Origin of the sequence: Spiroplasma endosymbiont of Lariophagus distinguendus, from assembly GCF_023846195.1 — a bacterium.
In the GTDB taxonomy this organism is placed as follows: Bacteria; Bacillota_I; Bacilli_A; order Mycoplasmatales; family VBWQ01; genus Spiroplasma_E.
This window is the reverse complement of sequence record NZ_JALMUW010000036.1, coordinates 1-10,804: the sequence shown is the minus strand read 5'-3', so window position 1 is coordinate 10,804 and position 10,804 is coordinate 1. Positions and strand designations below refer to the sequence as shown.

At 22.2% G+C, this 10,804-nt stretch carries 8 protein-coding genes; 6 read left to right on the top strand and 2 right to left on the bottom strand.

The features are described 5' to 3' along the window. Nucleotides 1-261 precede the first annotated feature (261 nt). Genes M0D11_RS03950 through thiI form a run of 4 tightly spaced genes read left to right on the top strand, consistent with a single transcriptional unit; the run spans nt 262 to nt 4,647 of the window. Nucleotides 262-936 (top strand): diadenylate cyclase, encoded by a 675-nt coding sequence (locus tag M0D11_RS03950; protein ID WP_252320291.1) that lies wholly within the window; start codon nt 262-264, stop codon nt 934-936. Between the two features lie 2 nt (nt 937-938). Continuing rightward, nucleotides 939-1,712, top strand: coding sequence for a type III pantothenate kinase (locus M0D11_RS03945; protein WP_252320289.1), 774 nt, complete (start codon nt 939-941; stop codon nt 1,710-1,712). Between the two features lie 44 nt (nt 1,713-1,756). Next, the gene (locus tag M0D11_RS03940) at nt 1,757-3,451 is read left to right on the top strand and encodes a hypothetical protein (RefSeq protein ID WP_252320288.1); all 1,695 of its coding nucleotides are present in this window, start codon (nt 1,757-1,759) and stop codon (nt 3,449-3,451) included. 23 nt (nt 3,452-3,474) lie between these two features. Continuing rightward, nucleotides 3,475-4,647 (top strand): tRNA uracil 4-sulfurtransferase ThiI, encoded by a 1,173-nt coding sequence (gene thiI / locus M0D11_RS03935; protein WP_252320285.1) that lies wholly within the window; start codon nt 3,475-3,477, stop codon nt 4,645-4,647. Nucleotides 4,648-4,752: 105 nt separating this feature from the next. Here the strand turns inward: thiI and M0D11_RS03930 are convergent, their stop codons facing one another. After that, nucleotides 4,753-5,475, bottom strand: a complete 723-nt coding sequence (locus M0D11_RS03930; RefSeq protein WP_252320283.1) for an ankyrin repeat domain-containing protein — start codon at nt 5,473-5,475, stop codon at nt 4,753-4,755. A gap of 365 nt (nt 5,476-5,840) precedes the next feature. Between M0D11_RS03930 and M0D11_RS03925 the strand changes: the two genes are divergently transcribed. Beyond that, nucleotides 5,841-8,909: a DNA polymerase III subunit alpha gene (locus M0D11_RS03925; RefSeq protein WP_252320281.1), complete on the top strand. Its 3,069-nt coding sequence runs from the start codon at nt 5,841-5,843 to the stop codon at nt 8,907-8,909. A gap of 97 nt (nt 8,910-9,006) precedes the next feature. Here M0D11_RS03925 and M0D11_RS03920 read toward each other — a convergent pair whose 3' ends face one another. Beyond that, nucleotides 9,007-9,474 carry a hypothetical protein gene (locus tag M0D11_RS03920; protein ID WP_252320279.1) on the bottom strand — a complete coding sequence of 156 codons (468 nt, stop codon included), beginning with the start codon at nt 9,472-9,474 and terminating at the stop codon, nt 9,007-9,009. Between the two features lie 297 nt (nt 9,475-9,771). Here M0D11_RS03920 and M0D11_RS03915 point away from each other — a divergent pair, with 297 nt between their 5' ends. Beyond that, nucleotides 9,772-10,755 carry an OTU domain-containing protein gene (locus tag M0D11_RS03915; RefSeq protein ID WP_252320277.1) on the top strand — a complete coding sequence of 328 codons (984 nt, stop codon included), beginning with the start codon at nt 9,772-9,774 and terminating at the stop codon, nt 10,753-10,755. Nucleotides 10,756-10,804 lie beyond the last annotated feature (49 nt).

The following is a 10,804-nucleotide window of genomic DNA, read 5'->3' as shown; positions in this document are numbered from 1 at the left end:
AAAATGGTAATTTTGAAAAGAATTTATTTTTATAGTAATTCATCTTCCTACTTTTTTGGGAACCTCCCATAATAATTTTATAAACTTATATAAGATAAAATCTAAAATTATCAAAAATATTAGTACTCCTTTTAAATTTATTTTTAAAAGGAGTATTTTGTAAATTATGATAAGTTGTTATACTAATAATATCAAAAATAATTTTTTTACTTTATAATTAAAGTAGTGGAATCAAAAAATAAAGGAATGGTGGTATTTAATATGAGTGTATTACCGTTAAATATTATTTCGACTGTAATTTCAGCAGATATTGGAACAGTTATTGCTGAAATAGCGGTTTTATTTGGAATAACCATTTCTTTATTAATGACAATTCTTATTTTAATAGTTATGAATACCTTTATTCGTGGTAAAAAAGTTTGATGAACAACAAGAAATAAATCTCATATGAAACTACTAGCAACTTCAGAAAAAAGAATGTTAGCAAGTGTTTTAGCAGAAGCAGTGATTAAATTAGCAGAAGAAAAAATTGGAGCACTAATTACTATTGAAAGGAATGTTTCATTAAATGAATATACTGATTTGGGAGTAAAAATTGATGGTGAAGTAACTTCACAACTATTACAATCTATTTTTATTAAAGGTTCACCATTGCATGATGGTGCAGTTATTATTCGTTTAGGTCGTATTGAATGTGCCTCTACTTATTTTCCACTAACTAATAAAAAAATATCTAGTCAATTTGGTTCACGTCATCGTGCTGCTATTGGAATATCAGAGCAAACCGATGCAGTATCAGTTATTGTTAGTGAAACTAATGGTTCTGTTTCAATAGCTCGTAGTGGTAAGTTTTTACAAGTTGAAAACTTAAATAATCTTGTTCGTACACTATATGATGAATTAGCTTCAACTAAAGAAATGGTTCAACAAGTATAATAATGAAAAGTTTGTTATTAGTAGATATTGGTAATACATTAATTAAGATTGCTATGATTAATGATAGTGAAATTATTGAACAATGAGCAGTAATAGAAACCAAAAGTAAAACTGCAATTGTTCAATTGAAAAAAGCATTTAAATTAAATAAAAAATTACATTTTAAAGAAGCTGTTATTAGTTGTGTTGTTCCAAATTTTTTAATAATAATAGAAAAATTAATTGTTTTTACATATAATTTAAAACCGTTAATTGTTGATTTTAATTTACTAAGTTCTTTACCTTTAAAACTTAATTTAGAAAATCGTCAATTAGGTAGTGATTTGATAGCATTATCATATGCTGCTTATACTAAGTATCACAATGCGATAGTTGTTAGTTTGGGAACTGCTACTACCTATAGTGTTGTTGTTAATGATGTTTTGGTTGGCGTTATTATTGGACCTGGATTTAGTACAAGTAAAGATGCATTGATTGATAATGCTGCTTTACTTGTTGATTTTGAAATGCAACATTATCAATCAATGTTAGGTAAAAATACTAATCATGCTTTATCAATTGGTTATGGTTATGGTTTTAGTGCAATGATTAATAGTATAGTTGCTAGAATTAAAAATGAAACAAATATTAGTTTACCTGTAATTTTAACAGGAGGTAGTGTACCAATTTTAAAATCTTATTTTGATTTTTCTTATATTTATGAACCACAAATGTTATTTTTAGGTTTAGTTGATATTATTAAATATTTTAGAAGTAATAATAAAATAAAAGATTAATATCTTTTAATATATTTAAAATATAAGGAAAGGAGAATAAAACTATGTTGATGTTAATAAAAATTTATAAATTAACTAGTGCACAAATTATTATAATAACTATTATTAGTTTATTAATTTTTACTATTATCGTTTTAACAAGTTTATTAGTAATTTTTAGTTCGTATAAAAATAAACAATTTATGATTTATAAAAATTTGCAATATATTCAAAATATTAATATTAAAGAAAGATTAAATCGTATTAATCAAATGGTACAAGCAAATGAACAATATAGTTCTATTTTAGGGATTTGAATTAGTCGTTATAATCTTTTTTTAAAAAAAGATTTAAATAAGGTTTTTAAAAAATATATTCAAATTTTAAAATTACAAAATAATAAAGAATTATGAAAAAGATATAAATTAATGTATAGAATGCATAATAAAAGTAATAATTTAAAAAATCAATTGCAGTTATTAACAATTGAAATAGATTATTTTATTAGTATTGATCAATTATTACGAGAATATCAATTATTTTTTAAACAAAATTTTAATTATTTACAAGATCAAATGATCAAGATTAATTTACAAAACGATCTTAATCGAGAACAATTAGATGAAGTTATTAAAATAATTAATGATATGTTTAAAGAATTAGAAACAAATATTAATGCTATTAATGTTAGTCAAATTATTACTATTTTAAGTGAGATTGCGATTGCTGTTGTAACATTGGCAGAAATTTTAGATAATTTACCAACACTTCGTTATATTATAACATATGAAATTAAACAGAAAATGGCGGCCTTAAAAAATAAATATCAAATGATAAAAATAAATAATACTTTACTTTTACAATACGAACAATTAGTAGCAAACGTTGATGAAAAGTTAAGTTTTATTAATAAACAAATTAATAATTTACAATACAAAAAAGCTAAGGTTAACACTCAAGAAATATTAAAATTAATTGCCACTTTTAGTAATAAAATTGATAAAGAACAAATATTTTATAATATTTTTAAACAAAATTATGAAAAATTTTTAGTTATGAGTTTTAATTTTAATGAAATATTTGAAGCTATTAAAAATGAAATTGCTCTTTCAAATAAAATTAATTCTAAAATGATAGAAAATAGCAAAATAACTAACTTAGAAACTATTATTAATAAACAACTTGCTACTGTTAATCATTTTGATAATTTATTAATCATAGAACATCAAAAATCAATAAAAAATACTAGTTATGAAACATTAGTGATGTTATTAGCGGCGTTATTTGAAAATAGTATTGTTGTTTTTAATAGTTTAAAAGAGTATAATAAATTGTTGAATGAACAAAATAAAGCAAAAATTAAATTTAAAACTTATGTTGATAAAATCAATTCAATGATGTTACAAATTGATAATATTTTAAATAATATTAATTTTTATTATTTAAATGAAATTTATAAAGAAAAGTTTAGTGATTTACAATATTTAATAAATGATACTATTTTAAATTTTAAAAATGGAAATTATGATAATTCTTCTTTTAGTAAATTTAATGATTTACAAAATAAAATTTTTCATCTTTATACTGAATTAAAAATGGAAATTACTATTCATAAATTATCACATTTAACTCTTGTTTATGCTAATCGTCATCGTTCAATTAATCAGCAACTTAATAGTAAATTTAATGAAATTGAAAATAATATCACTAATAATCATAATCAAAAAGCATTAACATTATTATTGGAATTAATGGAATAAATTTTAAAAAAGAGGAAAATTAAATGGTACCAATTATTATTATTCGTTATGGTGAATTAACAACTAAAAGTAAAAATCGGATTGATTTTATTAAACAATTAAAAATAAATATTAAGTATGCTCTTAGTGATTATAAACAAATAAATATTATTCATTTTCATGATCGGATGGAATTAACTAATTTATCTCTTGACGTAATGAATGATGTTATTAATATTTTGGTGAAAATATTTGGTATTAGTTCATTATCACCTGCTTTTAGAATTGCTAAAAATATGGAAATATTATCAGAAAAAGTAATATCATTAATTTTAAGTCAAGATCTAACAAATTTTAAAACATTTAAACTTTTTGTTAGTCGTAGTGATAAGAGTTTTTCATTAAATTCAGAACAAATAGTTAAAATTATAGCTTCTATAATTTTAAAAAAAACAGATTTAAAAGTTAATGTTACTAATCCTGATTTAAAAATAAATATCAAAGTTAATAAGGATGATATTTATTTATTTGCAAATAAAATTATTGGTGCTGGTGGATTTCCAGTAGGTAGTTCAGGGAAAGTGTTATTATTATTGAGCGGTGGTATTGATTCCCCTGTAGCAGCATATAAATTAATGAAACGAGGATTACAAGTTCAATATTTACATTTTGCTACTCCACCTTTTACTTTACCAACAGCATTAAAAAAAGTAGAAACTTTAGTTCAAATTTTAGCACCTTATAATGCTGGTAGTAAAAATTTATATATTTGCAATTTTACTAACTTGCAAAATGAATTAAGTCATATTAAGAAAGAAAGTTATCGTATTACTTTAATGCGTAGAATGTTTATTAGAATTGCTAGTTTATTTGCAGAAAAATATAAAATTCAAGCATTAGCAACTGGTGAAGCGATTGGTCAGGTTGCTTCACAAACATTAGCAAGTATTAATGCTATTAATATTGTTAGCAATTTACCAATTTTGCGTAGTTTAATTGCCGAACATAAAGTTGATATTATTAATCTTGCTAAAAAAATTGGTACTTATGAAACATCAATTTTACCATTCGCTGATTGTTGTTCATTATTTGTTCCCAAAAACCCTGTTACACAACCAAAGATTAAAGAATGTGAACTTTTAGAAAATGATTTAAAGCAAATAATTGATTGAGAACAAATTTTAATAAATAGTTTTAAAGATATTGAAAAAATATAAATAAATTTATTAATAATTTAATAGTTTTAATAAATTGCAGTTTATTTACTTTAAATATAAAAAAAGAGTGAAGTTTCACTCTTTTTGTTATTTTTTAATAGTAAACTATAAAATATTACAATAAGTATTTTGATTACTTGTTGAAGTTTGATTTTGTAAATCAATTGCATTTATTTCATTTACTAATAATTTTGTTTTTTCAATTCTTTTATTGATTTCATTTATTTTTTTCTTATCAATCTCTAATTGAGCAAGTTTTAAATTTATTTGTAATTTTTGATATGGATTTGGTTCTCTAAAGTCAATATTGGTTGTTATTTTTTGTACTTCATTTGCTAATTCTTGAAGAGATTTAACTTCAAAATTATTTTTATTGGTTGTAACATTAAGAATAGTAGGTAATCCAAATTTATATCGTTGCTTTATTTCTTGTTCATAAATTTCATAGGCTAATCTTTCAACTATTTTTGGGTGTTTGTTTTTAGCAGCTATTGTTAAAGCTATATCACCATTTTCAATGGTATCTAGTAAAAGATTAGCATAGTTATAATAACCATTTGTTTTTAAATATTTGGATATAATTATTTGTCCATTAATATTATTTAATATTCAAGGATCAGGTCTATTTTTAACTACATGATAAATATCAACACCATTATCTATTAAGATGTTAACTACATCTAAATGACCATTTTGCGTTGCTCATATTAAAGCGGTTATATCATCGCATATATAATTAACATTGCCACCATTTTTAATTATTTTTTTAATTACTTGTAGATCACCGATTTTAGCAGCTTTTATTAAATTAATATTTTGAATATCCATTTTTTTCTCCTTATTTGATTAAAAATAACAAACTCACTTACTTTAAAATGAAGTAATAAGTTGAAAACTTGTATTAAGTTTATGCAGATTTTAACATATTATTGGTTTTAATATGTAAAAAAATATATTATAATTTTTCCCAAATTATTTATTATTAATTATTGAAAAAATAATGTTTATTTTTTCTTTTTTAATATAAATTTTAGAAATAAAATTTATTTTTTTATTTTATTTCTAAAAAAGTTGATTTTAAGTGTTTTAAATAGTTTTGTATTAAAAACAATAACTTAAGAATAACCTAGCAAGATAAAATGATGTTAAAATTAACTTGTAATATAAGTCATTCAAGAATTGTAGGGGATAGTATGAAATATATAGTTAATTTAAATGTTCGTTCTAATTATTCATTTCTTTCATCAACTATTAAAATAAGTGATTATATTGAATTTGCTAAAAAAAATAATTTAAAAGTTCTATCTTTAGTAGATAAAAATATAATGTATGGTGCTTATGAATTTTGTAATTTATGTATAGAGAATGATATTAAACCATTAATTGGTTTAAATTGCGTTTGAGAAAGTGCTACTGATAAAGTTGAATTAACTATTATGGCAACTTCATATGCTGGTTATCAAAGATTAATAGAGCTTTCTACTATTATTAGTACTAATAATAATATTGTTACTACTAATGATGTAAAAAAATATCTTAATCAAACACGTGAAGTTTTAGTTATTATTCATGCTAATAATAAAAATATTAGATATATTAAAAATAATTATGATATTTTAAATTCAACAGGTCATGAATTAGTTTATTTTGGTTTAGTACCTAGTGATATGGATAATATTACTTTATTAAAATCGATTACATCTAATATTATTCCAATTGATTTGGTTTTATATTTAGATGAAAAACAACATCGTACTTATCAAATTTTACAAGCTATTAAAGAACAAAAAACATTAAAATCAGAAGATTTATCAAAAAGTAATGAGTTTTTATATAAAACTAAACAAGATTTAATGCAACATTATCCAAATGAAATTATTGAAAATATTGAAAAGGTTATTTGACTATGTAATTTAAAATTTCCTAAAAATAAGCCAAATAGTGCAGAATTAAGTTTACCAAAATTTACTTGCCCTAATAATCTTACTAGTAATTTATATTTGCAAGAATTATGTAAACAGGGATTAGAAGCGCATTTTCAAAGTCGTGAAATTCCTGAAACATACGTTAAAAGAGTTTTATATGAATTACAAGTAATTAATGAAATGGGTTTTGCTGATTATTTTTTAATTGTTAATGATTATGTTAAATTTGCAAAAAGCAAGAATATAATGGTTGGACCAGGTAGAGGAAGTGTTGCTGGTAGTTTAGTAGCATATGTTTTAGGAATTACTGGTGTTGATCCTATTGCTTATAATTTAATTTTTGAAAGATTTTTAAATCCAGAACGAATATCATTACCAGACATTGATATCGATTTTGAAGATACAAGAAGAGATGAAGTTATTAATTATATTCATCAAAAATATGGCAAAGAACATGTTGCATATATTGTTACTTTTCAAACAATTGCTAGTAAAATGGCAATTCGTGATTTGGGAAGAGTTTTTCAAGTTAATATTGAAGATATTAATGAAATGACAAAATTAATACCAATTCAATATAATTTTGAAATAGATATGGCTATTAAACAATCACCAAAATTAGCATGATATGCAAATAAGTATCCTTTATTGTTTACTTTAACCAAAGAAATTCTTGGTTTTCCACGACAAACTAGTACTCATGCAGCAGGAATCGTTATTACAAGAGCACCGTTAGTTACTGCTATTCCATTACAACTAGGATTTCAAGGTATTTATCAAACGCAATTTCCAATGCAAACCCTAGAAGCTCTTGGTTTAATAAAAATGGATATTTTAGGATTACGTAATTTAACTATTTTGCAAAATATTTTACAACAAGTAAGCAAACATTATTTTTTAAATTTAAAATTATCTCAAATTCCTTTAAATGATGAAAAAAGTTTTAACATTATTAAAAATGGTGATACAACCGGTATTTTTCAATTGGAATCTTCAGGAATGCGTCAAATTTTAATTAAAATGAAAGTTGATAACTTAGAAGATATTATTGCTAGTTCTTCTTTATTTCGTCCTGGACCACAAGAGTACATTCAAGATTATATTAATCGTAAATTAGGAAAACAAAAAGTTACGTATATTCATGAAGATTTAAAACCTTATTTAGCATCAACTTATGGCATTATTATTTATCAAGAACAAATATTATTAATTTTACAGAAAATTGCTGGTTATTCATTAGGAAAAGCTGATTTAATTCGTCGTGCAATTAGTAAAAAAGATACTACAGTTATGAAAGAACAAGCAAACTCATTTATTAAAAGTGCTGTTAATAGAGGTTATTCACCAAGAGTTGTTAAGAAAATATGAGAAGATATTGAAAAATTTGCTGGTTATGGATTTAATCGATCTCATGCTGTCGCTTATTCATTAATTAGTTATTATTTAGTTTATTTAAAAGCAAATTATCCATTGGCATTTATGGTGTCGTTATTAAGTAGTGTTATTGGTAATGATCAAAAAATGTTACAATATTTGAATGAATGTCAAAAATATCAAATTAAAGTTTTACCACCATCAATTCAATTTTCTGGCATTGATTTTTTAATTGATGGTGCTAAAAAAGCTATTCGTTATAGTTTACAAGCAATTAAGCAAATGAGTCAAGGTAGTTGTAGTAATCTTATTAAAGAACGTACTAGTAATGGATTTTTTCAAGATTTTTTTAACTTTTGTGCTCGGGCAATATTTATTGGTTTGAATCGTAAAAACATTGAACATTTAATTGCTGCTGGTGCGTTAGATGATATTCAATCAAATCGAACAATGTTATTATTAAACTTGGATGCTGCATTAGAATATGCAAATATGGTGCAGGTAAAAGATGAAACTAGTGGCGAATTATCATTAAATTTTAATTTAATTGCTAAACCAATTATGTTACAAAGAGAAGATGATTGAAATAATAATAGTATTAATGAACATCGTGCATTAGGACTTTATTTAAAATATAATCCTAAATTACTATGAAAAGAGCAATTAGATCCTCATAATAAAGCTATTGATTTAGCATATATTAATAATTATGTTGATCAACATGTTAGAGTATATGGAGTTATCAATAATATTAGAGTAATTAAAACTAAAACTAAAAAATTAATGGCTTTTTTTGAAATGCAAAATGATAGTAATGTTATTGAAGTAACGGTTTTTGAAAAGTTATATCAAATATACCAAGAATATTTACAAGTTAATAAAGTAATTTTAATGGAAGGAAAGGTAGAAATTTATAATGATAATATTCAGTTAATTTTATCAAGAGTAATTAAAAATTTATAGTAAGCATATAATTTTATCTATGCTTACTATATTAAATAATAAATATAATCAATAGTTTTTAAATTTCTTACTTTAATTTCTAATAATAAATAAAAAATTAATGAACATAGTAATTATTAATAATTTCACAATTTTCAATAGCATCTCAAAAGTTATTATCTGCTTTTTTTATTTTTAAATAAATATTTAAAAAGATTAGTAATATAGTTATAAATAATAAAATTGGACTTAAAATTATAGCAAAAACAATTCCAATTTTTAGTTGTACTAATGATTTAAGATTATAGTTTTCAACAATATTTTGGAAGAGGTAATGTTTACAAAAATATAATTTATTATTAGTTAACATATAAATTAGACCATGTTCTTTTATTAAATTAAAACCATTTTCTTTTGTTATTATTTCTTGTTTTCGATAATAATTATAGAAAGAAGGAATATATTTTATATCATTTTTTATGTTAAAAAAATTTATTAAGGTTAAAGATGTAAATATAACCAAAATAGTTAAAATCAATAGTGATAGTGTTATTAAATTTATTTTTTTAAGTTTCTGAATTTTCATTTCTAAAAATCTCCTTATATTTTATTTATAGGTTAATTTTATTTTGTTAGGAAAGTATTATAATATATTTTTTATTAAATAAAATTAAATTATGAAATATTTATATATAATATTTTAATAATGATTTGCTATTATTTTTTTGTTTTTTTTGTTATATTATAAGTAGTAATATTTATTACCAATTTACGATGAATTGCAAAGCAACGAGCATTAAAATTCCAATATATTTATTTAAAATTTCAGTTTATTATTTTATTTTAAAGTAACTGTTTTTCGTTTAAAGGAGCACACATCACCATGGCAATTAAAGATGTACAAAGAGATGGTAATTGTTTATTATGAGCAGTAATCGTTTCATATTTAGAACAAGTTAAAACTAATAAAAACCAATTTAAAACAAGATATAAATCGCTTTTTGGTATAGAATTCGGTTGAGAACGAATTTTTAATTTTGCTGATTTTAATTTTGCTGATAAAGAAAATGAAAAATTAGTTAAAGTCTTTCGTAATCGTATTTGTGATTATATTGAAACAAATTTAGATACAAAACGTCCAAATAATAAAGCTAATTTTAGATCAATGTTATTAGATAGTGAAATTAATAAAAAAAATAAAGAATTATATCCTAACAATAGTGAAGATACACAAATAAGAAAAACTTTAGAACAAATGAGAAAAAATGGTGAAATAACAGGTTCTGTTGAAATTGAAGCAATTTGTAATATTTTAAATTGTGATATTATTAGAATTAATGAAGATTTTGATATTGCAAGTAGGGAAAGATTTGAACCAGATAATGTAATTGCTAATAATGAAGTGAAGTTATACTATCAAGCTCGACATTATCAATATTTTTCAAATGTTACTAATCAAACACCAGCAAAAAGAAATGAGGAAGAAACTACAAAAGTAGTAACACCTTCATTTGAAGTTAATTCAGGTAATAATAGTTTTCAAGAAAGTATTTCATTTCCAAGAGAGGAAAGTGCTGATTTTTTAATTAATGCTAGATTGAAACTTAAAAATCAGTTGTCTGATAAAGAAATTAATGAAGAAACACAAAATGCTATAATTGATATTTTTATTGAAGATATAATTAAAGTACCAGCACATCAAAAAAATGAAATATTAGAAAAATCTATTTTTGAATTAAATAATCAAGAACAATTATTTACAAATCCTAATCTTGTTTTTGAATCATTTATTAAACCAATAATTAATGGTTCAAAAACAGGAGATCAACAATTATTAAAAGAAATTACTAATACAAATACTAATTAATTAGTATTATCACTTTTGTATTTATTGATTTGTTATATTAATAAAAAAT